Source organism: Streptomyces sp. NA02950 (assembly GCF_013364155.1).
Lineage (GTDB): Bacteria > Actinomycetota > Actinomycetes > Streptomycetales > Streptomycetaceae > Streptomyces.
The window spans coordinates 1,876,730-1,902,637 of sequence record NZ_CP054916.1 but is presented as its reverse complement, the minus strand read 5'-3'; the positions used below and the strand labels follow the sequence as shown (position 1 = coordinate 1,902,637).

Genomic DNA, 25,908 nt, shown 5'->3' with positions numbered 1-25,908 from the left:
GTCCGCGGCCGGATCGTGGCTGGTCGCGCCCACGCGGCGGAGCTGCCTGTCGACACAGCCCCGCGCCCCTTCGGGGCGCGACCGAGCCCCACCACGAACGGGCCGGGCGGACCGGGCGGGATACCGCTCGGTCCGCCCGGCGCTCAGTCCGTCCGGCGCAGCCAGAGCAGACCGGTGACCGGCAGGAAGATCGGGATGAAGAGGTAGCCCATCCCGTAGTCCGACCACACCGTCTGGTCGGGGAAGGCGGAGGGGTCGGCGAGCGTCCAGGTGCCGATGGTCAGTACCCCCACCAGCTCCGCCGCACAGCACACCATCGCCGCCCGGCGCGCCCCCTCGCCGCCGCGCACCAGCGAGACGGTGATGAAGGCGTAGACCGCGGCGGAGACCGCCGAGAGGATGTAGGCGAGCGGCGCCTCGTGGTACTGGGCGATCAGCTGGTAGATCGAGCGGGACGCCGCCGCGACGGTGAACACCCCGTAGAGCAGCACCAGCAGCCGCCCGGGTCCCTGGCCCAGCCCGGTCCGACGGGCGGTGGATCCCGGCCTTCCGCCGGGCCGTGCGGCCTCGGCGGGCCGCGGCGATTCCGTGGACTCAGCCACCGACGCCTCCCCAGATGTCGTACAGCCGCACCTCGAGCACGGCCAGCACCACGGCCGCCGCCGTGACCGTCGCGGAGCCCCAGCGGGTCCGTTCGGCCAGCGACATGAACGCCGCGATCGGCACGGCGAGCGCGGAACCGACCAGATAGGCCACGAAGATCGCCACGCCCTGGTCGGGCTTGTCCCCGCCCGCGAGCCGGACGATCCCGACGACCAGCTGGACGAGCGCCAGCAGGGCCACCACGGCCATGCCGATGAAGTGCCAGTCCTTGGTGGGCTGGTCGCGATAGGTGGCGAAGCCGCACCAGGCGGCGAGCACGAGCGCGGTCACACCGAGCGCGACCGTCAGCGCTGTGATCAACGGGACCTCCGTGCGGTGCGATGGCGCACACAGGCGGTGACAAGCATGGGACGACTGTAATCGCCCCTGATGACCGCGTTGTCATCGGCCCCGGGCCCGGGGCCGCCCGGGTGGCCGGGCCGGTGAGGCCGCCGCGTACGCTGCGCGCCATGAAGATCTCCGCTGACGCCCTGCTGTTCGACAACGACGGAACCCTGGTCTCCTCCATGGGGTCGGTCGTGCGCTGCTGGACCCGCTGGGCGGAGGAGTACGGCGTATCGGCGGAGGACTTCGCGCGCGTCGAGCTGCACGGCCGCCCGGCCGACGACATCATCGGCGATCTGCTGCCCGCCGAGCGGATAGCCGCGGCCCGCGCCCGGATCGACGAGCTGGAGCTCGCGGACGTCCCCGGCGGGGTCAAGCCGCTCCCGGGCACGGCCGAGCTGCTGGCCGGACTGCCCGCCGCGCTCTGGGCCGTGGTCACCTCCGCGAACGGAGAGCTGGCGCGCGCCCGGCTGAGCGAGGTGGGGCTGTGCCCCGGGACGCTGATCAGCGCGGACGACATCACCCGCGGCAAGCCCGACCCCGAGCCGTTTCTGCTGGCCGCCGAGCGGCTGGGCGTCGACCCGGCCCGCTGCGTCGTCTTCGAGGACGCCCCCGCCGGGCTGGCCTCGGCCCGCGCGGCCGGGATGCGGACCGTGGCGTTGACCACAACGGTCACCCGTACGGAACTGATCGCCGACTGGGTGGTGGAGGACCTGTCCGCCGTGTCGGCCCAGGCCATCGACGGGGGAGTGGAGCTCACCGTACGGGCCTGAATGACCCCTTCCGCTTGTCCGCGGACTGGTCAACGGCGTCCGCTATACGGACCGGGTTGATCGGTCCACCCCGCTGTCTGTTTTACTTGCGGCCATGACCACGACGAGCATCCGCATCCCCGCGACCGAGGCGTTCACCGCGTCCGGTGCTCGTTGTCGGTGTCGAATGTGTGACTGCTGAGGGCCCCCGTCCGAGTTTCGCGCCCCGAAGCGAGACCGCTGAGCCGGATTCCGCGCGCCCGTAACGCGCCGGACCGAGCCGCCCCGCGTCACCGGAACCCGTAGCCGCACCGCAACGCACCCTGCCGTCGCGTCCGCTCGGGTCCGCCCTGCCGCGTTCCGAAATGAACGAACCGTGCCCGGCGCCAACCCCGCCGCGCACTCAACAGTGACGGAAAACCTGTGATCACCACCACGGACCTGACCAAGGTCTACCGCTCACGAGGCCGCGAGGTCACCGCCCTCGACGGCGTCGATCTGCACGTCCGCGAGGGTGAGGTGTACGGCGTCGTCGGCCAGAGCGGCGCCGGGAAGTCCACCCTCATCCGCTGCGTCAACCTCCTGGAGCGCCCCACCTCCGGCACCATCACCGTCGCCGGTCAGGACCTCACCGCGCTCGCCGGCGGCGGCCAGGGGAGGGCCGGATCCGCGCTGCGCCAGGCCCGTAGCCGGATCGGCATGGTCTTCCAGCACTTCAACCTGCTCTCCTCGCGCACCGTGCGGGACAACGTCGAACTGCCGCTGGAGATCCTCGGAGTCTCCGGCAAGGAGCGCACCCGCAAGGCCCTGGAACTGCTCGAGCTGGTGGGCCTCGCCGACAAGGCGAAGGCGTACCCGGCACAGCTCTCCGGTGGCCAGAAACAGCGGGTCGGTATCGCCCGTGCGCTCGCCGGTGACCCCAAGGTGCTGCTGTCGGACGAGGCGACCTCCGCGCTCGACCCCGAGACCACCCGCTCGATCCTCCAGCTGCTGCGCGACCTCAACCGGCAGCTGGGCCTGACCGTGCTGCTGATCACCCATGAGATGGACGTGGTCAAGACGATCTGCGACTCGGCCGCGCTGATGCGCGACGGACGGATCGTGGAGTCCGGCCGGGTCACCGATCTGCTGGCCACCCCGGGGTCCGAGCTCGCCCATGAGCTGTTCCCGGTCGGCGGGGTGCCCTCGGCCGATGACCGCACGGTCGTGGACGTCACCTTCCAGGGCGAGGCCGCCACCAAGCCGGTCATCTCCCAGCTGTCCCGTACGTACAACATCGACATCTCGATCCTCGGCGCCGCGATGGACACCGTCGGCGGCAACCAGGTCGGCCGGATGCGGATCGAACTGCCCGGCCGGTTCGAGGAGAACGTCGTCCCGATCGGCTTTCTGCGCGAGCAGGGGCTCCAGGTCGACGTGTCGGCGATCACCGACGGCCCGCGGGCGGCCGCACGCACCACCCAGCTGCTCAAGGAGGGCGCCAAGTGACCTGGTCCGAGATGGAGCCCCTGCTCGAGCAGGCATGCTGGGACACCCTCTACATGGTCGGCTGGTCGGCGCTGATCGCGATCGTCGGCGGACTGCCGCTCGGGGTGCTGCTGGTCCTCACCGACCGAGGCGGCGTGCTCCAGAACGTGGTCGTCAACAAGGTTCTCGGCCAGATCGTGAACATCGCCCGCTCGATGCCGTTCATCATCCTGATGGTGGCCCTGATCTCCTTCACCCGCTGGGTCGTGGGCACCACCATCGGCCCCGAGGCCGCGATCGTGCCCCTGGCGATCGGCGCCATACCCTTCTTCGCGCGGCTGGTGGAGACCTCGGTCCGCGAGGTGGACGGCGGGCTGGTCGAGGCCGTGCAGTCGATGGGCGGCTCCACCTGGACCGTCGTCCGCAAGGTGCTGCTGCCGGAGGCGCTGCCGTCGCTGATCTCCAGCGCCACCACCACCGTCGTCGCGCTGCTCGGCTACTCGGCGATGGCCGGTACGGTCGGCGCCGGCGGACTCGGCGACCTCGCCATCCGCTACGGCTACCAGCGGTTCGAGACCGACCTGATGTGGATCACGGTCGGCATCCTCGCCGTGGTGATCTCCGTCATCCAGTTCGCGGGCGACGTCGCCGCACGCGGTCTGTCGCACCGCGGCCGCTCCTCGGTCGCCCCCCGGCTGGTGCTGCTGCGCCCCGGCCGCGGCGCCCGGTCCGCCCCGGCCCCGGCCGCCCCCGGGACCGCCGGAACGGCCGGTGCCTCGGCCGACGCCGAGCCCGCGGACACCGAGCCCGCCAAGGTCCCCTGAACCCCCACCCCTCCTGAGCGCACCACCCCCATCCCCACATCCCCACGTCCCCACGCCCCACGTCCCTCACCTCCCCCCACATCTCCACCCCTCGCATCGCGCTTCCGCACCCGCGGCGGTTCCGTGCGCCCCAGAAGAAAGGCACTTTTCGTGCGTAACACCACCAAGTCCGTGACCACCGTCCTCGCCGCCGGCGCCCTCGCCCTCGGTCTGTCCGCCTGCGGCGCGGACGACGCCAAGAGCAAGGACGGCGCGCTCGTCGTCGCCGCGAGCCCCGTCCCGCACGCCGAGATACTCACCTACGTCAAGGACCACCTGGCCAAGAAGTCCGGCCTGAAGCTGGAGGTCAAGGAGTTCACCGACTACAACACGCCGAACCTCTCCACCGAGGACGGCTCGGTCGACGCCAACTACTTCCAGAACCAGCCGTTCCTGGACGACTTCAACAAGAAGAAGGGCACGGACATCGTGCCCGTCGTCACGGTCCACCTGGAGCCGCTCGGCCTGTACTCGCACAAGGCGAAGAAGGCGGCCGACCTCACCAAGGGCGCCACCGTCGCCATTCCGAACGACACGGTCAACGAGGCCCGCGCACTGAAGCTGCTGGCCGCCGACGACATCATCAAGCTCAAGGGCGGCGCGGGCAACGAGGCCACCCCGAAGGACATCGCCGCCAACCCCAAGGGCCTGAAGTTCAAGGAGCTGGAGGCCGCCCAGCTGCCGCGCTCCCTCGACGACGTCGACGCCGCGGTGATCAACGGCAACTACGCCATCGCGGCCGGCCTCAAGCCCGCCAAGGACGCCCTGATCCTGGAATCGCCCAAGAACAACCCCTACGGCAACTTCCTCGCCGTGAAGAAGGGCAACGAGGACGACCCGCGGGTCAGGAAGCTGGCCAAGCTGCTCACCTCGCCCGAGGTGAAGAAGTTCATCAAGGACAAGTACGCCGGCTCCGTCCTCGCCTCGTTCTGACCCGGCCCGCGCACATCAGCAGCGAAGGAAGCGACCTCATGCGCCAGATCGCCGTCCCCGTCGCCGCGGCGGCACTCGCCCTCGGGCTGACCGGGTGCGGAGCGGGCTCCGGCGGTGGCTCCGACGACAACACCCTTGTCGTCGGGGCGACCGCCGTCCCGGCCGGTGAAGTGCTCGCCTACATCAAGAAGAATCTGGCGGAAAAGGCCGGGCTGGAACTGGAGGTCAAGGAGTTCACGGACTACGTCCTGCCGAACACCGCCCTCCAGGAAGGCTCGCTCGACGCCAACCTGTACCAGAACGTCCCGTTCCTGGATAACTTCAACAAGACCAAGGGCACCGATCTGGTGCCGGTCACGGACGCCTATCTCCCCCCGATGGGCGCGTACTCCAAGCGCGTCAAGGACTTCTCCGCGCTGCCCAAGGGCGCGACCGTCGCCGTGCCCAACGAACTCACCAATGAGGGGCGGGCCCTGCAACTCCTGGCGGCCAAGGGCGTCATCGGGCTGAAGAAGGACGCCGGGCCCACCGCGAGCCCGGCCGACATCACCGCCAACCCCAAGGGCCTGAAGTTCAAGGAGCTGGAGCCCGCCCAGCTGCCGCGCTCCCTCGACGACGTCGACGCGGCCGTCATCAACAGCAATTACGCGCTCGACGCCGGACTCGACCCGGCCAAGGACGCGGTGCTGCTGGAGTCGGTGAAGGGAAACGAATACGCCAACGTGCTCGCCGTGAAGAAGGGCAACGAGGACGATCCCCGGGTGAAGAAGCTGGTCAAGCTGCTCACCTCCCCCGAAGTGCGCACCTTCATCCAGCGGAAGTACCACGGATCGGTGCTGCCGGTCACCGAGGGTTAGCCGACGGAGGCTCAGGGCTCCGCATTCCGGCGCACAACCGGATGCGGAGCCTTCCGCTTGGCCGACCCGGGCTGCGTTTCGCCTGGCCGATGTTGCATGCTGGGCTCTCTTGACGGCTACGGAAAACGACCCCCGGTTACGGAGCGGCGCATGACATCCACCTTCCCGGACATCTCCATCAGCACCGAACGCCTGGTGCTGCGCCCGTTCGAGGAAGCGGACGTACCCGCGCTCGCGGACATGATGACCGACGAGTTCGTGGTCGCCTGGACCAGGGCGCCCTATCCGTACACCCAGCGCGACGCCCGCGACCAGGCACTGCGGCTCGCCCCCGCCGAACGCACCACCGGCCGCGGAATCGTCTTCGCCGTCGCCGAATTCCTCACCCAGCGGCTGGTGGGAATCGTGCATCTGCGCAATACGGACTGGCGGATCCTGGGCACCGAGGTCAGCTACATCACCGCCCCTTGGGCGCGCGGCGAGGGCTATGCCTCGGAGTCGGTGCTCGCCGTCGCCCGCTGGCTCTTCCAGGACCAGAAGTTCGAGCGGCTGGAGCTGCGCACCGCCGCCGACAACACCGCCGCCCAGCAGGTGGCCCAGAAGATCGGCTGTATCAGCGAGGGCGTGCTGCGCAACGCCGGGATAGCCCGCACCCAGACGGAGGACGGCGGCTGGACGGATCTGCGCACCGACCTCATCGTCTGGAGCCTGCTCGCCGAGGACCTCGACGGAGTCCCCGAACCCCTGGCCGGAACAGATGGTTTCGGCGGTTATGCCACCTATTCGGACTGGGGCTGACCCCGGCGCGGCGCGCGCCTCGCGCCCCCGGCGCACCACCCCCGGTCCATGCCCCCGGTCCGGCGGTCCGGACCAGGCGGGGTAATCTGCCCGGGCCGCGTACCCACGTACCGGCCCGCCCGAGCCGCACCCCGCGCCACCCCGGCGTCGCGCCCGCGGCCGCCCGCACACCCGCGCGGGCACACCCCGCGGCACCCGCCGCACCCGCGGTACCCCGCACGGCGACCCGACCGACCCACGACACACTGGGGAGACAGACGACGATGGCCGACCGCGTCACGGTGATCGGCTGGGACGGCTCACCGCTCACGGACGTGGCCCGCTCCGCCCTCGGCGCCGCCACCCTCGTGGCCGGTGCCGCCCACCACCTGGCGCTGCCCGAAGTGCCACCGGGGGCCGAACGGGTCCGGCTCGGCAGCGTGGACCTCGCCGCCCGCCGCATCGCCCAGCACCGTGGCTCGCCCGTGGTCCTGGCCGACGGCGACCCCGGCTTCTTCGGTGTCGTCCGGGCCCTGCGCGCCCCCGAACACGGCCTCGAGGTCGAGGTCGTCCCCGCCGTCTCCTCCGTCGCCACCGCGTTCGCCCGCGCCGGGATGCCCTGGGACGACGCCCAGGTCGTCGTGGTCGCCCACAGCCGCGATCTGCGCCGCGCCGTCAACGTCTGCCGCGCCCACCCCAAGGTCGCCGTCCTCACCTCACCCGGCGCCGGGCCCGCCGAACTCGCACTGCTCCTCGGCCCGGTGCACCGCACCTTCGTCATCTGCGAGGCCCTGGGCACCGAGCGCGAGCAGGTGACCGTCCTGACCTCCGACAAGGTGGCCGACCACGCCTGGCGTGACCCCAACGTCGTCATCGTCATCGGCGGCTCCGGCACCACCGCCCCGCCCAGCGGCCAGACCTCCGGCGCGGCGCGCGGCCCGCTGCACAGCGGCGGCTGGATCGCCGGACGCGACCCCGGCTTCCCCAGCGCGGTGCGCGGCTGGGCGCTGCCCGCCCCCGCCTACGCGACCGTGCTGGGCGAGAGCGAGTCCCAGCAACTGCGCGCCCTCCAACTCGCCCGGATCGGCCCCCGGGTGGGCGACCTCGTCTGGGACATCGGCGCGGGCAGCGGTGCGGCCGCGGTGGAGACCGCCGGTTTCGGCGCCGCCGTCATCGCCGTCGACCGGGACGCGGACGCCTGCGAGCGCGCCGCCACCCTCGCCCGCCGGTTCGGCGTCCAGCTCCAGGTCGTCCACGGCACCGCCCCCGAGGTCCTCGAGGACCTGCCGGAACCGGATGTGGTGCGGATCGGGGGCGGGGGCGCGTCCGTCGTGGCCGCGTGCGCCGCGCGCCGCCCCGAGCGCATCGTCACCCACGCCGCGACCCGGGACGAGGCGGAAGCCGTCGGGCGGGCGCTGGAGGACGGCGGCTACGCCGTCGAGTGTGTCCTGCTCCAGTCGGTCGAGTTGGACACGCGGGGGTGGACCGAGCGCGAGCGCGCGGTGGCCTTCCTGCTCTGCGGCCACCGCCCGCACCAGTGATTTTGTCCTTGTGACGTTCGCCCCGAGCTCCGCCCCGGTGACCTTCCGCGGGCATCGCGCGGGGTAGGCTGGCGGATCGTTGTACTGCCTGTGCCGCTGCCCGGCGTTCGGCGCTTTATCGGTCAATGGCCGGAATATGTGCCTTTCTTGGCGGGGCCGCGGTAGGCAAGCCACGGGCGTGCTACGTGCCGCGCACGGCGCGCGCTCGTTCTTGCTCACGGGGCTTGCTCTCGGCGGTAGGCGGTTGGAAGGAGCACTAGCGATGGGCGAGGGGTACGCATGACCGACACCGGCCAGGTCCCGGGAGAGGGACAGCCGGAGAACGCAGGCGGACGACTCGGACACCCGCACCCCACGGATGTCCATTCCCCGCCCGCCGACGCCGGTTACATCGAGCAGCCGCAGTCGCAGTCGCAGCCCGGTGGCGCTCCCGGCACCGCCGCCTACCCCTACCTCGACCCGCACGAGGCCGGCGGCGAGGAGGACGACCTGCTGCTGATGCCCGGTGCGCAGGGCGCCTGGAGCGAGCAGCAGGCCCAGTACCAGCAGCCGTCGGCCGGAATGCCGCTGCACGGGACGACGTACGAGGGCGGTGTGCTGGACCCGGCCGCGGACGAGTACGCCGGTGCGCAGCTGCCCGAGCCCCCGCCGGTGGCACACCCGTCTCCCGAGCCGCAGCCCGAGCCCGGTCAGCAGCCGCTGCCGCAGCCGGTCCAGCAGCCGGTCCAGCAGTCCCGGCCGCAGCCCGCCCACGCGCGGCGCCCGCTGCACATGGGCCCGCCGATGCCCGACGCGTCCAACGGTGTGGTGCGTTCGCTCGCCGACCGGGGCCCGGCGGCCGCCCGGTACGGCGGCTCCGCTCCGCAGGTGGAGCCGCCTATGGCGGAGTCGGAACCGGTTCTCGAGCCCGGGGCGCAGCCCGAACCGCGGCTCGAGCCCGAGGTGCGGCTCGAGCCCGCGGCACAGCCCGAACCGCAGGCCGAACCGCAGGCCGAGTACGCCGCGGGGCCGGGGCCCGAGCCGGAGTCGGAGCAGATGGCGGGTGGCGGGTTCGTGGTGGGGGCCGCTGAGGCGGACTACGCCACGGCGCCCGAGTACGCGGCGGGGCCGCAGTACTTCGCCGTCCAGCCCGAGGAACCCGCCCCGCTTCCCGGGCCGCAGCTCGCCGACATTCCGCAGCCGGGGGAGGCGTGGGACTCCGCGCCGCCATCCGCGCAGCCCCAGCCGGAGCCGATGCCCGCTGCCGCGCCGGAACCCGAGTCCGTTCAGGCGGCCGGGACCGAGCCCGTGCACGCAGAAACGGTCGGTCTTGAGCAGGCCCCGGCGCCGGAGAGCGCCGAGGAGCCCGAGGCGGTTCAGGGCGCGGAGGTGCCGGGCGCGGAGGGGCCGTCGGCCCCGATGCCCCCGGAGCACACCGGGCCGCCGGAGGCCGTCGAGCCGGAGTCCGGGCAGACGCCTCCGGCGGGCGCGACGATCCCGGCGCAGGGCGGCGCCCCCGTGATGGAGCCCGCCCATGTGCCCGCACCCCACGCCGCGACGCAGGGTGCGGAAGCCGCCATGGCCGAGGAGCCGGTCGTCGGTATCCCGGCCCAGGTCCAGCCCGGTCTGGCCGCCGAACAGTTCGACGCGCGGTCCGCCCCGGACCCGGACGCCGTACCGGGGATCCCGGCGCAGCTGGCCCATGAGGCCGTGACCACCACGGCCGGACCGGCCCCGGCGGCGGAGGAGGCCGTGCCGGTGGACCAGGCCGACCAGGCCGCGGCCGCCGAAGAGGTCGCGCTGCCGGAGGAACAGACGCCGCGGCCCGCCGAGGAGCAGCCCGCGGACGGCGCGGAGCCGGTCGCGGTCGACCCCGGTCACTCGATAGTCACTGACGATCAGTCCCAGCCCGCCGAGGCGGCCGAGGTCGCCGAGGAGCCCACCGCAGGTGAAGCGGTGGTGGAGCCGGAGGCGGTGGCCCCGGCGCCCGAGGCGGACGCCGTGGAGGAGGCCGCTCCGGAAGAGGCTCCGCAGCAGGGCCTCGTGCAGGAGCAGCCCGTGCGGGAGAACTCCGCGCAGGCGGAGCCCGCCGGGGCGGAGGCAACGGCGGCCGAGCCGTCGTCGGAGCCCGAGCCCGAGCCCGAGCCCGTAGCCATCGAGGAGGAGGCCCCCGAGGCCGTCGCAGAGGAGGTCGCCGAGGCACCCGAGGCCGTGACCCCGGAGGCCGCGGCTCCCGAAGCCGAGCCCGAGGGAACGCCCCGGCCCGCCGAGAGCGCGTCGGCCGAGGCCGAAGACGGCACGGAGCCCGAGGCGGCGGCCGAGGCCGAGACACCCGGCTCCGTCACCGACGACGCGGAAGACACCGTCACCGCCGAAGACACCGTCACCGACGAAGGCTCCACCACCGACGAAGGCTCCACCACCGACGACGCCGAAGGCATCACCACCGAGGACGGCGACGTCGAAGCCGCCGACCCGGAAGCCGAGCCCGTGCCCTTCGCCGTCCCCGTCGGCCCGCCCGCCGAGGGATACGCCGAGGCCGAGCGCGCCGCCGTCCACCGCGTGATGCGCGAGCGCCGCGACATCCGCAACGGCTTCCGGTCCGACGCCATCCCGCACGAGGTGCTGCTGCGGGTGCTCGAGGCCGCCCACACCGCGCCCAGCGTCGGCCACTCCCAGCCGTGGGACTTCGTGGTCATCCGCTCCGAGGAGACCCGGCGCACCATGCACGAGCTGGCCATGCGCCAGCGCGAGGCGTACGCCAAGTCCCTCCCCAGGGGCCGGGCCAAGCAGTTCAAGGAACTGAAGATCGAGGCGATCCTCGAGACCCCGGTCAACATCGTCGTCACCGCCGACCCGACCCGCGGCGGCCGCCATACCCTGGGCCGTCACACCCAGCCCCAGATGGCGCCGTACTCCTCCGCGCTCGCCGTGGAGAACCTCTGGCTCGCGGCCCGCGCCGAGGGCCTCGGCGTCGGCTGGGTCAGCTTCTTCGACGAGCGCGAGATGGTGCGCTCGCTCGGGCTGCCGGAGCATCTGGAGGTCGTGGCGTATCTGTGCGTCGGATACGTCGACGAGTTCCCGGACGAGCCGGAGCTGATGCGGTCGGGGTGGTCCAAGCGCCGCCCGCTGTCCTGGGTCGTCCACGAGGAGACGTACGGACGCCGCGCGCTGCCCGGCGAGGACCCGCACAATCTGCTCCAGGAGACCCTGCAGGGCATCCGCCCGCTGGACGCCAAGGCGCTCGGCGAGGCCTGGGAGCGGCAGAAGCGGATGACCAAGCCGTCCGGGGCGCTCGGCATGCTGGAGATCATCTCCGCGCAGCTGAGCGGGCTCTCGCGGCAGTGCCCGCCGCCGATCCCGGAGCCCGCGGCCGTGGCGATCTTCGCGGGCGACCACGGGGTGCACGCCCAGGGCGTCACCGCCTGGCCGCAGGAGGTCACCGCCCAGATGGTGGCCAACTTCCTGGGCGGCGGTGCGGTGTGCAACGCCTTCGCCGGCCAGGTCGGCGCCGAGGTGTGCGTGGTGGACGTGGGCGTGGCGAGCGATCTGCCGACCACCCCCGGTCTGCTGCCGCGCAAGGTGCGGGCGGGCACCGGCGACTTCACCACCGGCCCCGCGCTGAGCCGCGAGGAGGTGCTGCGCGCCCTCGAGGTGGGCATCGAGACCGCCCGCGACCTGGTGGCCGCCGGGAACAAGGCGCTGCTCACCGGTGAGATGGGCATCGCCAACACCACCGTCTCGGCCGCCCTGGTCGCGGTGTACACGGGCGTCGACCCGGCCGAGGTGACCGGGCGCGGCACCGGTATCAACGACGAGATGCACGCCCGCAAGATCGATGTCGTACGGCGCGGTCTGGAGCTGCACCAGCCCGACCCGGCGGACCCGATCGGGGTGCTGTGCGCGTTCGGCGGCCTGGAGCACGCCGCGATGGCGGGGCTGCTGCTGGGCGGTGCCTCGCTGCGTACCCCCGTCATCCTGGACGGCGTGAGCGCGGGGGCGGCGGCCCTGGTGGCGCGGGCCATCGCGCCCGAGGTGCTGGCCGCCTGCATCGCCGGGCACCGCAGCGCGGAGCCCGGTCATGTCGCGGCCCTCAACAAGCTGGGTCTGCGTCCCCTGGTCGACCTGGATCTGCGGCTCGGTGAGGGTACGGGCGCGCTGCTCGCCCTCCCGGTGGTGCAGAGCGCCGCGCGCGCGATGCACGAGGTGGCCACGTTCGACTCCGCCGGGGTCACGGAGAAGAACTGAGGCGCGCCCCCGCGACGTAAGGTGTCCGCGGGGGCCACGCCCCACTGTTGATCAGCCGCTCCAGTGCCGCAGCGGCAGGCATTCGCATGAGGAGAGCCGCACCGCCATGTCCGAGAACTTCGCTTACCCCGTCGGACTGCGCCTTTCCGGGCGGCGCGTCGTTGTGCTCGGAGCGGGTCAGGTCGCCCAGCGCCGGCTGCCCGCGCTGATCGCGGCGGGTGCGGACATCCTGCTGATCTCGCCGTCCGCCACCGCCTCGGTCGAGGCGATGGCCGAGGCGGGCGAGGTGCGCTGGGAGCGCCGCCGGTACCGCGCGGGCGACTTCGAAGGTGCGTGGTACGCCCTGATCACCACGGACGACCCGGAGGCCAACGCCGCCGCGTCCGCGGAGGCCGAGGAGCGCCGGGTGTGGTGCGTGCGCAGCGACGACGCCGGGGCGGCCTCGGCCTGGACCCCGGCCACCGGGCGCAGCGAGGGCGTCACCGTCGCCGTGCTCACCGGGCAGGACCCGCGGCGTTCGGCGGCGGTGCGCGACGCGGTGGTCGAGGGGCTGCGCGACGGCACGCTCGCCGCACCGCGCCACCGCGCCCGCGGACCCCGGGTGTCCCTGGTGGGCGGTGGCCCCGGCGACCCGGACCTGATCACCGTACGGGGCCGTCGGCTGCTCGCCGAGGCGGACGTGGTCGTGGCCGACCGGCTGGGCCCCCGCGATCTGCTCGATGAACTCCCGCCGCATGTCGAGGTGATCGACGCCGCGAAGATCCCGTACGGCCGGTTCATGGCCCAGGAGGCGATCAACAACGCGCTGATCGAGCACGCCAAGGCGGGCAAGGCGGTGGTCCGGCTCAAGGGCGGCGATCCGTTCGTCTTCGGCCGCGGGATGGAAGAGGCGCAGGCCCTGGCCGAGGCCGGGATCCCCTGCACCGTGGTGCCCGGGGTGACCAGCGCCATCAGCGTGCCGGGCGTCGCCGGGATCCCGGTCACCCACCGCGGGGTGGCCCATGAGTTCACGGTGGTCAGCGGACATGTGGCACCGGACGATCCCAGCTCCCTGGTCGACTGGTCGGCGCTCGCCCGGCTGCGCGGCACGCTGGTGCTGCTGATGGCCGTGGAGAAGATAGGCGCCATCGCCGCCGCGCTCATCGGGCACGGCCGGGCCGCGGACACCCCGGTCGCCGTGGTCCAGGAGGGGACCACCGCCGCTCAGCGGCGGGTGGACGCCACGCTGGCCACGGTGGCGGAGGCGGTGGCGGCCGAGGGGGTGCGACCGCCCGCGATCGTGGTGATCGGTGAGGTGGTCGCCGTCGCCTCCCCCGACCACCCCTGAAGTAACCGCGGGTAACGCAAATCGCGTCTGCCGCATTGGCACCGCAACCAGGACAAGGCAGTATCACTCAAGTGGCTGATCTCATCACCGTCGAGGATCCCGACGACCCGCGGCTGCGCGACTACACGGGTCTGACCGATGTGGAGCTACGGCGTAAGCGGGAGCCCGCCGAGGGCCTGTTCATCGCCGAGGGCGAGAAGGTGATCCGACGCGCCCGGCAGGCCGGTTACGAGATGCGCTCGATGCTGCTGTCGTCGAAGTGGGTCGACGTCATGCGCGATGTCATCGAGGACGTCCCGGCGCCGGTCTACTCGGTCAGCCCTGAGCTGGCCGAGCGGGTGACGGGCTATCACGTGCACCGCGGCGCCCTCGCCTCCATGCAGCGCAAACCGCTGCCCGAGGCCGATGAGCTGCTCGCCGGGACCCGGCGCGTCGTCATCATGGAGTCCGTCAACGACCACACCAACATAGGCGCGATCTTCCGCAGCGCGGCCGCCCTCGGCATGGACGCGGTGCTGCTCTCACCGGACTGCGCCGATCCGCTCTACCGGCGCTCGGTCAAGGTCTCGATGGGCGCCGTCTTCTCCGTTCCCTACGCCCGCCTCGAGACCTGGCCGCGCGGCCTGGAGACGGTCCGCGACGCGGGCTTCACCATCCTCGCCCTGACCCCCGACGAGAAGGCCACCAGCATCGACGACGCGGCCCCGCACCGGCTGGACCGCGTCGCGCTGATGCTGGGCGCCGAGGGCGACGGCCTCTCGGCACAGGCGCTGATGGCCGCGGACGAATGGGTCCGCATCCCGATGGCCCACGGCGTCGACTCCCTCAATGTGGGCGCCGCCGCGGCGGTGGCCTTCTACGCGGTGACCGCGGGCCGCCCCCAGCACTGATCCGCCGCGGCGCCACCAGGTCCAGCGCCACCGGGTCCAGTGCCACCGGGCCCAACGTCGCGAGCCCAGCGCGCCATCCGGGCCTAACGCCACCGGCCGTCGTGTCCGGCCGGGGCCGTGGACGAGGCGCCGCCGGGTGGGGCGCCGAGTCCGTTCGCCGGGCCCTCGCAGCCCTTCGCCGCGGCGATCCCCAGCGCCACCAGCAGCGTCACCACCACGAACACGGTCAGGCGCTGCCGCATCAGCCGCGGGTTCGGACGGCCGGGACGCCGCCCGTTCGGCGTCGTCCGCACGGTACGGGCGGGCGGACCCGGACGGCGGCGCGGTACGCCCGGACGCGCCGGCGTGTTCCGCCCCGTCGAACGCCCCGCGCCGGTACCGGCCCCCGGCCGGGACGCCGGACCCCGCGCCGCGGAACCCCGGGACGGCTGCGACGCCCCCCGGGGGGCCGGAGTGCCCCCCGGCCGCCGCTCGGTGTGCTGATCCGCGTACTGGTCGGCGCGCCGCCCGGGGGGCCGGGCCTCGGCGCCGCCGTACGACCCGCCGTGTCCGTGCCCGCCGCCGTACGCCTGGCCATGGCCGGACCCGTGGCCATGGCCGGACCCGTGGCCCTGGCCGTGGGCCTCGCGCGCCGCGATCTCCTTCAGCCGCAGTGAGAGTTGCAGGGTGCTGGGCCGGTCCTCCGGATCCTTCGCCAGACAGGCGTGGAGCAGCGGTGCCAGCGCGTCCGGGACCCCGATCAGATGGGGCTCCTCGTGCACCACCCGGTACAGCATCACCTCGGAACTGCCGTGCCCGAAGGGGGAGTCCGCCGTCGAGGCGTACGCGAGCGTCGCGCCCAGCGCGAAGACGTCGGTCGCCGGGGTCACCGTCGCGCCCCGCACCTGCTCGGGCGCGAGGAAGCCGGGCGAGCCCACCGCCGTGCCGACATGGGTCAGCGTGCTGGCCCCGGTCGCCCAGGCGATACCGAAGTCGATGATCCGCGGACCCTTGGGGGAGAGCAGGATGTTCGACGGTTTGAGGTCGCGGTGGACCACCCCGGCCTCATGGACCGCCAACAGCCCCTCGGCCAGTGCCGACCCGATCGAGGCCACCTGCGCGGCGGGCAGCGGGCCCTCCTCGTTCACCTTGTCGTGCAGGGACGGGCCGGGTACGTACTGGGTGGCGAACCATGGGCGGTCGGCCTCGAGGTCGGCGGCCACCAGACGCGCCGTACAGCCGCCGCGGATCCGCCGGGCGGCCGACACCTCACGGGCGAACCGGGACCGGAACTCCCGGTCCTCCGCCAGATCCGGCCGGATCACCTTCAGCGCCACGCGCTGTCCGCGCCGGTCGGATCCGAGGTAGACCACCCCCATACCGCCCGCGCCGAGCCGCCGGTGAAGGCGGAAGGAACCGACGACACGCGGGTCCTCGCGCCGGAGCCGCATCATCGCCATGTCCGTCCCCTGCCTCCGGTGGGGCGGGCCCTTCCCCGGGCCCTGGTCTGAGCCCTCGTGGGGAGCCCCATCCGCTGCCGTCCACTGCCGTCCGTCTGACGTGCACAGCTTACGGATTGACGGCCCCGCGCGCTGAGAGGCGGCGCATGCGTCGGCCGACGGATTGTCAGTGCCCCCTGGGATCCTGGAGAAGTGGGCCGGAAAGGTGGCGATCCGCGCCCGCGCCCAGGTGTGCGTGATCTCAAGCAGCCGTCTCAGAAGGGGGATTGAGACCGTGAAGGGTGACCGTGTGGAGATAGTGGTGGACGCCGGGGACACGACCCGGACGTATGAAGTCACGGCGAGCAGGGCCGGTCGTCGGGTGGAGACCGCGGTCCGGCGCGGGGTGGTGGAAGTGAGCGAAGTCACCCGGAATGGGTCCGTTGTGCGCACCGCGCGCTTCATGTCCACCCGGGTGCTGGCGCTGGTGGAGCAGCCGGTGCCGCGGAGCGGCGGAGAAGAGGGGGAGGGCGAGGGGGCGTAGCGGGCGGAGGGCGCCGGGGGCGGGCCGCACCCCGGCCGCTCCCGCGGCCGCACCCCGGACCCCTCCGGGAGGACCCCAGGTCCCAAGGACGCGTCTCCACCCAGGGGAGTACTCGGGGCCGTCCGGGGTCATCCTCCGGGAGGCCCGTCAATCGATACGAAGGCATGACGCCGAGCACCTGGGTGCGCCCCTAATGTTGTCGTCAAGCGGCGGGCGCAGCACTCGTCCCCCGAGGTCAGACGCTCGCCGCCCCAGATGTGAAGGAGGAGGGACGATGGCGGACACGGCTGGAGGTTCGGTCATCCGGACGTGGCGGCGCCGGGTTGTCGAAGCGTTCGGCAGCCCGAAGTCGGGCACCCGTCATCCCTTGGTCGCGGCGGCCATGGTGCTGCCGCTGGCCGTCCTGCTGAGCATCGTCTTCGGCGGCTGGGAAGCCGTCGTCACACAAGCGTCGTCCGTGGCGGGAATGCTGGGGCGCTGAGCGCCCCGGGTCCAGGAGAGCGGCCTGGGCCGGGGACTTCCTGCCATCAGCCCCGTGGGGACGGGGGTGCGGCGGACGGCACGAATGCCCGGACAGCTGGGGAGCTGTCCGGGCATCGCGCCGTTCGGGGCCAGGCGCCGCCGCGGGCTCGGCCGCCGGCCGGGGAGCGGCGCTGGTTAGGATCCGGACGACGTCGTCCGACAGGGGGAGCCATGAGCACAACGCGGGCGCGGTTGGCCGACGCCGTCAGAAGATTCCGTTCGGGGGCCGGGTCCGGAGCCGAGGCCCAGTCCGCGTCCGCTGACGTGGCGGTCGTCCTGGCGGACCGGGCCGATGGGACCGTCGTCCGCTGTGGCCCGGTCGCCGCCAAGGCCCATGCGCCCGACGCCGATCCGGCCGCGCTGGCCGCCAGGCTGCGGGCCGCCGCGCATCCCCGCTGTGCCGGGGTGCTGCTCGCACCGCTGGCGGAGGCCGACACCCTGCCCGACGGACGGCGGATCACCCTGTGGCCGTACGGGGAGCCCGTGGCGCCGGACGATCCCGAGGCCGCGCCCTGGGCGGAGGCGGGGACGCTGCTCGCCCGGCTGCACACCGTCCCGCCCGCGGCGCTGCCCGGACCGCTGCCGCCGATGCGCGGCCCGGCCAAGGCGGCCCGCGCCGTCGCCCGGCTCCGGGCCGCGGTCATCACCGCGGCGGATACCCGGGCGGCCGACACCGTCCCGGCCGCCGTCGGCACGATGCACCCCGCCGAGGCGCGTACCGGCACCGCGGTGCGCACCGGTCCCGCCACCGCCACCACGTCCCCCGCGCCGCACTCCCACCTGGCCGTCGCCGCGCGGGAAGTGGAGCGGGCCTGGGCGGGGTTGCCCGGGTGGGCGCGCGGGGAGGGGCCGGCGGGATCCGGCCCCGGCGCGCTCTGCCACGGCGACTTCCACCTCGGCCAGCTCGTCCGGCACCACGGCCGCTGGCTGCTGATCGACGTCGACGACCTCGGACTGGGCGACCCGGCCTGGGATCTGGCGCGCCCCGCGGCCTGGTACGCCGCCGGACTGCTCGCGCCCGGGGACTGGGCGCGGTTCCTCGGGGCGTACCGTGCCGCGGGCGGCCGCGCGGCGGGGCCGGACGACCCGTGGCCCCGGCTCGAGGTACCGGCCGGTGCGCTCACCGTGCAGACCGCCGCGCTCGCCCTCGCCAAGGCGGCTGCCGCGCGGCGGGCGTTGGACGAGGCGGAGGAGGCCATGGTCGACGGCTGTGTCCGCATCGCCCGGCTCAGCGAGGCCGTAGGGTGAACTCACCGCGGCCGGGCGGATGTTCCGGCGGCGTTTTGTCCGGAGTTGAGGAGATGAGCGGACCATGCAGTGTCCCAAGTGTCATGCGCCGATGCATACGTACAACCGCAACGGCGTGCAGATCGAGCAGTGCAGCGGCTGCCGGGGGATCTTTCTGGACTACGGGGAGCTGGAGGCGCTGACCCGGCTGGAGGCGCAGTGGAACCCGCAGATGCCGCCGGCTCCGCCCGCCCCCGGTGCCCCCCAGGCGTACCCGGCCGCGCCCGCCTGGGGTGCGCCGCAGCACGGCCACCACGGGCATCACGGCCACCACAAGCATCAGCGCGGCTTCGGCCACATGCTCTTCTCCTCCTGATGACCCCGGCCCCGACAGGGGGCCCTACAGGTCCTGACACGGCAGAGGGCCGGAGCTGATCGCTCCGGCCCTCTGCCGATCGGTGTGGACGATACTGGGATTGAACCAGTGACCTCTTCCGTGTCAGGGAAGCGCTCTCCCGCTGAGCTAATCGTCCTCGTGACTGCGTGCGCGATACTGGGATTGAACCAGTGACCTCTTCCGTGTCAGGGAAGCGCTCTCCCGCTGAGCTAATCGCGCGAGAGGGGCCCGTGTGGGCCCCAGTGGACGATACTGGGATTGAACCAGTGACCTCTTCCGTGTCAGGGAAGCGCTCTCCCGCTGAGCTAATCGTCCGAGGTGGAGACGGGATTTGAACCCGTGTAGACGGCTTTGCAGGCCGTTGCCTCGCCTCTCGGCCACTCCACCAAGCGCGGGGGCGTGAACGCCCCCACTCCGAGCGGACGACGAGATTCGAACTCGCGACCCTCACCTTGGCAAGGTGATGCTCTACCAACTGAGCCACGTCCGCAGGTGTCGTTTTCCCGGGGCGCTCCCGCGTCCCGGCGACGTGTTGAACTCTAGCGGATTCCCGGGCCAGCTCAAATTCCGTTTCCGCAGCGTGCTGCCCTGCTCGCACGGCGCGGTCCCGCCCCGAGCTCCGCTCCCGTCCCCTCCGGAGCCCCTGTGACCAGCTCGCCATAGACTCGCAACCGTGCACAACCTGCCCCCTCTCGCCCGCTTCGGCGGCCTCCTCGCCACTGATCTTCGTGATGTGACCAGTGACCCCTCGGCCCTGGACTCCCGGGGTTTCTGGGCCGTTGTCGCGGATTTCGAGGGCCGTACGGTCTGTGCCCGCTTCGGTGACGTACGGTCCGCACCCGTGCCCGCCCCGGTGCCGGGCGCCTGGCGCGGCCCCGAGCCGGGGGACTGGACCTCCTCGCTGGACCGGGCCGGCTACACCGCGGGCGTACGGCGCATACGGCGCCGTATCGCCGCCGGTGACGTCTACCAGGTGAACCTGTGCCGGGTGCTGTCCGCGCCGCTGCCCGACCCGGGCTCGGCCGATGTGGACGCGCTCACCGCTCAGCTGGCCCTGGGCAACCCCGCCCCCTACGCGGGCACGGTCCGGCTGCCCGCCCACGGGGTGGAGGTGGCCACCGCCTCGCCCGAGCTGTTCCTGCGCCGCACCGGCCGCACCGTGGAGTCCGGCCCGATCAAGGGCACCGGGCGGAGCCCGGCGGACCTGCTGGAGAAGGACCACGCAGAGAACGTGATGATCGTGGACCTGGTCCGCAACGACCTGGGGCGGGTCTGCGACACCGGTTCGGTGACCGTCCCCGCGCTCTGCGCGATCGAACCGCACCCCGGACTGGTCCACCTGGTCTCCACGGTCCGCGGTGAGCTGGCCGCCGGGGTGGGCTGGCCGGAACTGCTCGCCGCGGCCTTCCCGCCCGGCTCGGTGACCGGCGCGCCCAAGTCCAGCGCGCTGCGCGCCATAGAGCGGCTGGAGACCGCGCCCCGCGGCCCGTACTGCGGTGCCGTCGGCTGGGTGGACGCCGACCGGGGCGCGGGCGAGCTGGCCGTCGGCATCCGGACGTTCTGGATCGACCGGACGCCGCCCGGTCCGGCCGGGGGTGGCGCCGTGCTGCGTTTCGGGACCGGAGCCGGGATCACCTGGGGCTCCGACCCGGAGGACGAATGGGAGGAAACGGAACTCAAGGCGGCCCGGCTGCTCGCGGTAGCGTCGGATGTACAGCAGCCGACGGGAAGGGCGACACGATGACGACGCTCACGATCTGGCTCGACGGATCCCTGCGCGAGGCCGACACCGCCCGGGTGTCGGTGTTCGACCACGGGCTGACGGTCGGCGACGGTGTCTTCGAGACGGTCAAGGCCGTCGAGGGACGTCCCTTCGCGCTCACCCGCCATCTGCGGCGGCTGGCCCGCTCCGCACACGGCCTGGGCCTGCCGGAACCGGACCAGGACGAGGTGCGGCACGCCTGCGAGACGGTCCTCAAGGCCAACCCGATGGCGCTCGGGCGGCTGCGGATCACCTACACCGGCGGGTTCTCCCCCCTCGGCTCGGACCGGGGCACCGAGGGCCCCACGCTGGTGGTCGCGGTCGTCGAGACCCACCGGCGGCCCGACACCACGGCCGTGGTCACCGTTCCCTGGCCGCGCAACGAGCGCGGGGCGCTCTCCGGCCTGAAGACCACCTCGTACGGCGAGAACGTGGTCGCCCTCGCCCGTGCCCGGGAACACGACGCCAGCGAGGCGCTGTTCGGCAACACGGTCGGGGCCCTGTGCGAGGGCACCGGCTCCAACGTCTTCGTGGCCCTCGACGGCGAGCTGTACACCCCGCCGCTCGCCTCCGGCTGCCTTGCGGGCATCACCCGCGCCTTCGTCCTGGAGTGGGTGGGCGCGAAGGAGGCCGATCTGCCGCTGGACGTGCTGGAGCGGGCCGAGGAGGTCTTCCTGACCTCCACCACCCGGGATGTGCAGGCGGTGCACCGGGTGGACGACCGTGCCGTTCCCGGCGCGCCCGGCCCGGTCACCGCCAAGGCCATGCGGATCTTCACCGAGCGGGCGGCGGCGGACATCGACCCGTGACGGCCGTCCGGGGGCGGACCGGCCGTGACGCGGAAGATCCCGACGAAAAACTGATGACGGGCGCGCACCGGGCCGGTAGAACACCAACGTGACCACCACCCTGCGGCCCACCGGGCCCGAAGAGCGCAGCGAGGGCGGCGGGCGTGCGCGCTCGTACGAGGTGTGTGTCAACAGCCGCCCCGTCGGCACCATTCGCCTCACCACGGACGCCCTGCTGGGCCCGGCCGCCGGGCGGATCGAGCACCTCCGCGTCGACGCGGCGGACCGGCACCGCGGCCGCGGCACGGTCGCCGCCCTCGCCGCCGAGGAGGTGCTGCGCGGCTGGGGCTGCACCCAGCTGGTGGCGAGCGTGCCCGCGTCGGCCACCACCGCTCTGGGGCTCGCCACCGCCCTCGGCTACCGCGAGCGCGGCCGCAACATGGTCAAGCCGCTCACCGGTCCGCCCACGCTCCCCGGGGGCAGCGCGATCAGGTCGCTCACCGAGGCCGAGTACCCGGCCTGGTACGCCCATGAGCGGGCCGACTACGTCAAGGATCTGCTCGAACGCGGGCTGAGCGAGCCGCAGGCCGAGGCCAAGGCGGAGCACGACTGCGCGACGCTGCTGCCGCGCGGCCGGGAGACCCCGGGCACCTGGCTGCGCGTCCTCGTCCACGACGGTGCCGAGGTGGGCACCCTGTGGGTCGCGCTGCGCGAAGGGCGGGCCGACGCCGCCGGGACGGGGGAGGCGTACGTCTTCTCCGTCGAGGTGGCCGAGGAGCACCGCGGCCGGGGTCACGGCCGCACCCTGATGCTGGCCGCCGAGCGCGACACGCTGGCGGCCGGGGCGCGCAGCCTGGGGCTTCATGTCTTCGGCGGCAACACCCCGGCGCTGCGGCTGTACGCGTCCCTCGGCTACCAGGCGATCGAGTACCAGCTGTGCAAACCGCTGCTCTAGCCGTGCTCCAGGACGGCGGTCGCGGTGGCCGCCGGGGCGGCCCCGCGCCGTCAGGAACGCCCGTCCAGCAGCCGGGCGGCGATCTCCTCGATCCGCGCCCGCAGCCCCTCCTGGCTCTTGCCGCCGTCGAGCCGCTCACCGCCGATCACATACGTCGGGGTGCCGGTCACCCCGATCGCCTTGCCCTCGGCCTGGTCCGCGTCCACGATCAGGATGTGCCGCCCGTCGATCAGCGCGGTGTCCATCTCCTCGGCGTCCAGGCCCAGTTCGCGGGCGATCTCGACGAGCAGCAGCTCGCCCCGCTCCGCCAGCTCCCCGGTGCGCGCCAGCACGGCTTCGGCGTACGGCCAGCCCTGCCCCTGCGCGAGGGCCTCCTCGGCCGCCTGCGCCGCGGCGTGGGCGTGGCGGTGCCGCTCCAGCGGGAAGTGCCGCAGCCGGATCTCCAGGGCGTCCCCGAAGCGGTCGCGCAGCGCGCGCAGGTCCGCCAGCGCGGTACGGCAGTCGGGGCACTGCAATGCGCACCACACATCGAGTACGGGACGTGCGGGGTCGGTGTCGCTCATGGGAGCCAGTCTTTCAGCCCGCCGCCGCGGTACGGCACCCGGAGGGCGCTCGGCCCCGGGGAGGAGGTCCTCCCCGGAGATGTCCCTGATCCTGTGCCCGGGCCGTGGCCGCTTCCCCCCTCGGAGGTGCACGATGGAGGGACCGGCACCCATCGGCAGGAGGATCCGATGCTGACCGACACCGTCTGCGCCGCGCTCTCCGCGGCCGGTCTGGGCATCGCCTGTCTGACCGCGTACCGCAAGCGTTTCCTGGCCGCGGCCCGGATCGCCGCCTATGCGCTGCTGCCGCTTGGCCTGGCGATGACCGGCATCCTGGACTGGATCGCCGATCTGGTCTTCAATCCGACCGTCTGGGCGGGCTTCGCCGTGCTGGGGCTCTCCTGGGCGCTGTTCATGCTGACCCGGGCCGTCGAGCGCCGCCGGGGCGGCGCCCGCCAGGAGCGCCGCGCGGCCGCCGCGGCCGAGCGGGGCGGCGCGCTGGCCCCCGCGGCCTCCGAGCCCGCCCTCGGCGCGTCGGGCGGCAAGGCGTCCAAGCCGGCCAGGCCCGCCAAGGCGTCCGGGCCGTCGAAGAGCAAGGCCGGAACCAGCTCGGACACGGAAGACTTCTCAGACATCGAAGCGATTCTCAAAAAGCACGGAATCTGATGAACTAGCGGTCAAAATCGGCACGATGGTGCAACTGGGGTGCGCGCTGCGCCATGATCTGCCAGAGATGCTGCAAACACCCGGGGAGCAGTCCCCCATCGAAGGCCCCCCTGTCATCGACGGCCCGCCTGCGCCCCCGAGCGAGGAGTCACGTGGCTGTCTCTTCGCGCTCTCCCAGCCGCCGCTGATGCTCTTCCTGGCGGTCATAGGCACCCTGCTCGTCGTCACCGCCGTGCACGACCTCTACCGGTGGTGAGTGCGCCGCTACGCTGCTCGGCCCGCGGCCGCCGCTCAGCCCGCGGCCTCCCGCCGACGCGCCCGGTAGGCGGCGACATGCAGCCGGTTTCCGCAGGTGCGGCTGTCGCAGTAGCGGCGGGACCGGTTGCGCGACAGATCCACGAACGCGTGCCGGCAGTCCGGGGCCTCACAGCGCCGCAGCCGCTCGCGTTCGCCCGCCACCACCAGGAACGCCAGCGCCATACCGCAGTCGGCCGCGAGATGGTCGGCGACCGACGCGCCCGGCGCGAAGTAGTGCACATGCCAGTCGTAGCCGTCGTGATCGGTGAGCCGGGGTGTGGTGCCCGCCTCGGCGATCATCGCGTTGAGCAGTGCGGCCGCGCGCTGGGTGCCACCGGCGTCCGCGGCCGCGGCGAAGACCTCGGCGAACCGGGAGCGCACCATCCGTACGGCGGTCAGATCACGGTCACCGAGCGTGCCGATGTCGCTGATCGCATGGCGCTCGACAAATCCGCGCAGCGCCTCGACATCGGCGAGGCCGTCTCCGTCCGCACCCTCGGGTGCGGTGTTCACCAGATCGACGACCATGTCGAGCGCACAGCGGGTGTCGTGATTGATCAGCACCATTGGCTCCCTGACCGGCCGGGTCGGGGGCTGCTTTGTGGACCGCCCCTCGATCTCACCGACTCTAGCGGCGCGCGGCGCGCGGTGTGACACCGCGTGCCTTCACGGGGTCACACACGGTGGTGCCGTCGCCGTGGGCGGTCCCACGGCGACGGCACCGTCGCCTGCGCTGTGTCGTGTCGGAATGCCATGGTCGGGATGTCTCTACCGGAGACGTTGTCTCCCGGCTCGCGCCGTCTCCCCGAGTCGGACGGCCGCGCGCTCAGCTCTCGCCGGGTCTCAGCTCTCCGCCAGGATGTGGGAGAGCTCTGTGTCGAGATCGAAATGGCGGTGTTCGGTGCCGGGTGGCACCGCGGCGTCGGTCCGCTTCAGGAACGACTCCAGGGCCCGCGCCGGGGCCTCGAGCAGTGCCTCTCCCTCCGGAGAGCTCAGGGCGATGCAGACGACGCCCTGACCGTGGCTGCGGGACGGCCACACCCGGACGTCGCCGGTGCCGGTGGGCCGGTGCAGGCCCTCGGCGAGAAGATCGCGGGCGAACACCCATTCGACCGTCTCTTCGGCTCCGGTGTGGAAGGTGGCGTGCACGGCGTAAGGGTCGGCCGTGTCATACCGCAGTCCCGCGGGTACAGGCAGTGAGGACTCGCTCGACACAACGAGGCGCAGGTGCAGCTCGCAGCTGACCGTGGTGTTCATAAGCGCCAGGGCCTTTCGCTCAGTGTGCGCTCGGGGATTCGCACGTCGGCGAAATCGACATGCCACCTACGGTGCCGTTGTAAACCCCTCTGACCGTTTTGCGGCTCTTCTGGTAGCTCGGGCGGCCCAGCTCCCGGGCGGCGGGCACCGCCATTCCGGTGACTCAAAACGATCAGGTAAGTTGGTTCACATGAATGCGCAGAGTGACGAGCGACAGGGGGGTGTCGCGCCTGCGCCGACCCCTGTCGCGACGGGGGACGATACGCAGGGCACGGAGCCGATCTTCGGCTCCCGGGCGCCGCAGTTCATCAAGCGGTCCCGCACCCTGCACCTCAGCTGGCAGGTCGGCGTCTTCGTCGTGGGCCTCGCGGTCGTGGTCGCGGGGATCATCATGCTGCCGCTGCCCGGCCCGGGCTGGCTGGTGATCTTCGGCGGTATGGCGATCTGGGCGACCGAGTTCGTCTGGGCGCAGCTCGTGCTGCGCTGGACCAAGCGCAAGGTCACCGAGGCCGCGCAGCGCGCCCTGGATCCGAAGGTGCGCAAGCGCAATCTCATCCTCACCACCATCGCCGTGATCATCTGCGCCGCGGCGATCACGGTGTACGTGTGGAAGTTCGGCGTCGTCATGCCCTGGAAGATCAAGGAGTGACCGACCGGCCGGTCACCGTGGCCGGCCCTTCCCCGGGACTGGTCATGAGCACGGTCCGGTATGCGCTAATGTTGGCCGTGCGCCAGGGCGATTAGCTCAGTGGGAGAGCGCTTCGTTCACACCGAAGAGGTCACTGGTTCGAACCCAGTATCGCCCACCCTGGACCGAGGGCCCGTACGGCTGACCGCCGTGCGGGCCCTCGGCGTTCTGCGCTTCCGGGCCCCAACCGCCCGGCCGCGGCGGCGCGTTGGCGCCGGGGCGCA

The 25,908-nt window shown here is 72.8% G+C and carries 26 protein-coding genes and 6 tRNA genes; 21 read left to right on the top strand and 11 right to left on the bottom strand.

What is annotated here, in order from left to right; all coding sequences use genetic code 11:
• Positions 1 to 143 precede the first annotated feature (143 nt).
• Positions 144 to 518, bottom strand: coding sequence for a hypothetical protein (locus tag HUT19_RS07850; RefSeq protein WP_176186603.1), 375 nt, complete (start codon positions 516 to 518; stop codon positions 144 to 146).
• Between the two features lie 76 nt (positions 519 to 594).
• Positions 595 to 963, bottom strand: a complete 369-nt coding sequence (locus tag HUT19_RS07845; RefSeq protein WP_176179761.1) for a hypothetical protein — start codon at positions 961 to 963, stop codon at positions 595 to 597.
• Positions 964 to 1,112: 149 nt separating this feature from the next.
• On the opposite strand from HUT19_RS07845, the gene HUT19_RS07840 reads away from it, so the two are divergent.
• From HUT19_RS07840 to HUT19_RS07795, 10 genes are all read left to right on the top strand, one after another.
• Positions 1,113 to 1,760 (top strand): HAD-IA family hydrolase, encoded by a 648-nt coding sequence (locus HUT19_RS07840; protein WP_176179760.1) that lies wholly within the window; start codon positions 1,113 to 1,115, stop codon positions 1,758 to 1,760.
• Between the two features lie 402 nt (positions 1,761 to 2,162).
• Positions 2,163 to 3,227, top strand: coding sequence for a methionine ABC transporter ATP-binding protein (locus tag HUT19_RS07835; protein ID WP_176179759.1), 1,065 nt, complete (start codon positions 2,163 to 2,165; stop codon positions 3,225 to 3,227).
• A complete protein-coding gene (locus tag HUT19_RS07830) occupies positions 3,224 to 4,030 on the top strand; it encodes a methionine ABC transporter permease (protein WP_176179758.1) in 807 nt (268 codons plus the stop codon). The genes HUT19_RS07835 and HUT19_RS07830 overlap by 4 nt, the downstream gene beginning before the upstream one ends.
• 150 nt (positions 4,031 to 4,180) lie before the next feature.
• Positions 4,181 to 5,002 carry a MetQ/NlpA family ABC transporter substrate-binding protein gene (locus tag HUT19_RS07825; RefSeq protein ID WP_176179757.1) on the top strand — a complete coding sequence of 274 codons (822 nt, stop codon included), beginning with the start codon at positions 4,181 to 4,183 and terminating at the stop codon, positions 5,000 to 5,002.
• A gap of 38 nt (positions 5,003 to 5,040) precedes the next feature.
• Positions 5,041 to 5,859, top strand: coding sequence for a MetQ/NlpA family ABC transporter substrate-binding protein (locus HUT19_RS07820; RefSeq protein ID WP_176179756.1), 819 nt, complete (start codon positions 5,041 to 5,043; stop codon positions 5,857 to 5,859).
• 150 nt (positions 5,860 to 6,009) lie between these two features.
• A complete protein-coding gene (locus HUT19_RS07815) occupies positions 6,010 to 6,657 on the top strand; it encodes a GNAT family N-acetyltransferase (RefSeq protein ID WP_176179755.1) in 648 nt (215 codons plus the stop codon).
• A 263-nt stretch (positions 6,658 to 6,920) separates the two neighbouring features.
• Positions 6,921 to 8,177: a precorrin-6y C5,15-methyltransferase (decarboxylating) subunit CbiE gene (gene cbiE, locus HUT19_RS07810; RefSeq protein ID WP_176179754.1), complete on the top strand. Its 1,257-nt coding sequence runs from the start codon at positions 6,921 to 6,923 to the stop codon at positions 8,175 to 8,177.
• Between the two features lie 279 nt (positions 8,178 to 8,456).
• Positions 8,457 to 12,404 (top strand): nicotinate-nucleotide--dimethylbenzimidazole phosphoribosyltransferase, encoded by a 3,948-nt coding sequence (gene cobT / locus HUT19_RS07805; RefSeq protein WP_176179753.1) that lies wholly within the window; start codon positions 8,457 to 8,459, stop codon positions 12,402 to 12,404.
• 106 nt (positions 12,405 to 12,510) lie between these two features.
• On the top strand, positions 12,511 to 13,731 hold the full coding sequence (cobA, locus tag HUT19_RS07800; protein WP_176179752.1) for a uroporphyrinogen-III C-methyltransferase: 1,221 nt from the start codon (positions 12,511 to 12,513) through the stop codon (positions 13,729 to 13,731).
• Between the two features lie 71 nt (positions 13,732 to 13,802).
• Entirely contained in the window at positions 13,803 to 14,621 is an 819-nt protein-coding gene (locus HUT19_RS07795; RefSeq protein WP_176179751.1) for an RNA methyltransferase, read from the top strand.
• A gap of 83 nt (positions 14,622 to 14,704) precedes the next feature.
• Here the strand turns inward: HUT19_RS07795 and HUT19_RS07790 are convergent, their stop codons facing one another.
• Positions 14,705 to 16,060: a serine/threonine-protein kinase gene (locus tag HUT19_RS07790; protein ID WP_176179750.1), complete on the bottom strand. Its 1,356-nt coding sequence runs from the start codon at positions 16,058 to 16,060 to the stop codon at positions 14,705 to 14,707.
• A gap of 274 nt (positions 16,061 to 16,334) precedes the next feature.
• Between HUT19_RS07790 and HUT19_RS07785 the strand changes: the two genes are divergently transcribed.
• From HUT19_RS07785 to HUT19_RS07770, 4 genes are all read left to right on the top strand, one after another.
• Positions 16,335 to 16,583 carry a hypothetical protein gene (locus tag HUT19_RS07785; protein ID WP_176179749.1) on the top strand — a complete coding sequence of 83 codons (249 nt, stop codon included), beginning with the start codon at positions 16,335 to 16,337 and terminating at the stop codon, positions 16,581 to 16,583.
• Positions 16,584 to 16,857: 274 nt separating this feature from the next.
• The gene (locus HUT19_RS07780) at positions 16,858 to 17,064 is read left to right on the top strand and encodes a hypothetical protein (RefSeq protein WP_176179748.1); all 207 of its coding nucleotides are present in this window, start codon (positions 16,858 to 16,860) and stop codon (positions 17,062 to 17,064) included.
• A 212-nt stretch (positions 17,065 to 17,276) separates the two neighbouring features.
• A complete protein-coding gene (locus HUT19_RS07775; protein ID WP_176179747.1) occupies positions 17,277 to 18,353 on the top strand; it encodes a phosphotransferase family protein in 1,077 nt (358 codons plus the stop codon).
• 64 nt (positions 18,354 to 18,417) lie between these two features.
• Entirely contained in the window at positions 18,418 to 18,708 is a 291-nt protein-coding gene (locus tag HUT19_RS07770) for a zf-TFIIB domain-containing protein (RefSeq protein WP_176179746.1), read from the top strand.
• 85 nt (positions 18,709 to 18,793) lie between these two features.
• On the opposite strand, the gene HUT19_RS07765 is transcribed toward HUT19_RS07770, so the two are convergent.
• From HUT19_RS07765 to HUT19_RS07745, 5 genes are all read right to left on the bottom strand, one after another.
• Positions 18,794 to 18,865, bottom strand: a tRNA-Val gene (locus HUT19_RS07765).
• Between the two features lie 11 nt (positions 18,866 to 18,876).
• Positions 18,877 to 18,948 (bottom strand) — tRNA-Val (locus tag HUT19_RS07760).
• A gap of 24 nt (positions 18,949 to 18,972) precedes the next feature.
• A tRNA-Val gene (locus tag HUT19_RS07755) sits at positions 18,973 to 19,044 on the bottom strand.
• 1 nt (position 19,045) lies between these two features.
• Positions 19,046 to 19,116 (bottom strand) — tRNA-Cys (locus tag HUT19_RS07750).
• Between the two features lie 30 nt (positions 19,117 to 19,146).
• A tRNA-Gly gene (locus HUT19_RS07745) sits at positions 19,147 to 19,219 on the bottom strand.
• A 183-nt stretch (positions 19,220 to 19,402) separates the two neighbouring features.
• Here HUT19_RS07745 and HUT19_RS07740 point away from each other — a divergent pair.
• From HUT19_RS07740 to HUT19_RS07730, 3 genes are all read left to right on the top strand, one after another.
• Positions 19,403 to 20,473 carry a chorismate-binding protein gene (locus HUT19_RS07740; RefSeq protein WP_176179745.1) on the top strand — a complete coding sequence of 357 codons (1,071 nt, stop codon included), beginning with the start codon at positions 19,403 to 19,405 and terminating at the stop codon, positions 20,471 to 20,473.
• Positions 20,470 to 21,300 carry an aminotransferase class IV gene (locus tag HUT19_RS07735; protein WP_176179744.1) on the top strand — a complete coding sequence of 277 codons (831 nt, stop codon included), beginning with the start codon at positions 20,470 to 20,472 and terminating at the stop codon, positions 21,298 to 21,300. Before HUT19_RS07740 ends, HUT19_RS07735 begins: the two co-directional genes overlap by 4 nt.
• A gap of 88 nt (positions 21,301 to 21,388) precedes the next feature.
• The gene (locus tag HUT19_RS07730; RefSeq protein WP_176179743.1) at positions 21,389 to 22,234 is read left to right on the top strand and encodes a GNAT family N-acetyltransferase; all 846 of its coding nucleotides are present in this window, start codon (positions 21,389 to 21,391) and stop codon (positions 22,232 to 22,234) included.
• A gap of 50 nt (positions 22,235 to 22,284) precedes the next feature.
• Here HUT19_RS07730 and HUT19_RS07725 read toward each other — a convergent pair whose 3' ends face one another.
• Positions 22,285 to 22,797, bottom strand: a complete 513-nt coding sequence (locus tag HUT19_RS07725) for a DsbA family protein (protein WP_176179742.1) — start codon at positions 22,795 to 22,797, stop codon at positions 22,285 to 22,287.
• Positions 22,798 to 22,965: 168 nt separating this feature from the next.
• On the opposite strand from HUT19_RS07725, the gene HUT19_RS07720 reads away from it, so the two are divergent.
• Positions 22,966 to 23,442 (top strand): hypothetical protein, encoded by a 477-nt coding sequence (locus HUT19_RS07720; RefSeq protein WP_176179741.1) that lies wholly within the window; start codon positions 22,966 to 22,968, stop codon positions 23,440 to 23,442.
• A 67-nt stretch (positions 23,443 to 23,509) separates the two neighbouring features.
• On the top strand, positions 23,510 to 23,698 hold the full coding sequence (locus HUT19_RS07715) for a hypothetical protein (RefSeq protein ID WP_176186601.1): 189 nt from the start codon (positions 23,510 to 23,512) through the stop codon (positions 23,696 to 23,698).
• Positions 23,699 to 23,733: 35 nt separating this feature from the next.
• On the opposite strand, the gene HUT19_RS07710 is transcribed toward HUT19_RS07715, so the two are convergent.
• Both HUT19_RS07710 and HUT19_RS07705 read right to left on the bottom strand, forming a co-directional pair.
• On the bottom strand, positions 23,734 to 24,303 hold the full coding sequence (locus tag HUT19_RS07710) for a CGNR zinc finger domain-containing protein (protein WP_176186599.1): 570 nt from the start codon (positions 24,301 to 24,303) through the stop codon (positions 23,734 to 23,736).
• Between the two features lie 279 nt (positions 24,304 to 24,582).
• Complete coding sequence (locus HUT19_RS07705) at positions 24,583 to 24,996, bottom strand: SsgA family sporulation/cell division regulator (protein WP_003959770.1); 414 nt, start codon at positions 24,994 to 24,996, stop codon at positions 24,583 to 24,585.
• Positions 24,997 to 25,186: 190 nt separating this feature from the next.
• Here HUT19_RS07705 and HUT19_RS07700 point away from each other — a divergent pair, with 190 nt between their 5' ends.
• Positions 25,187 to 25,645: a TIGR02611 family protein gene (locus tag HUT19_RS07700; RefSeq protein ID WP_176179740.1), complete on the top strand. Its 459-nt coding sequence runs from the start codon at positions 25,187 to 25,189 to the stop codon at positions 25,643 to 25,645.
• A gap of 85 nt (positions 25,646 to 25,730) precedes the next feature.
• Positions 25,731 to 25,802 (top strand) — tRNA-Val (locus HUT19_RS07695).
• Positions 25,803 to 25,908 lie beyond the last annotated feature (106 nt).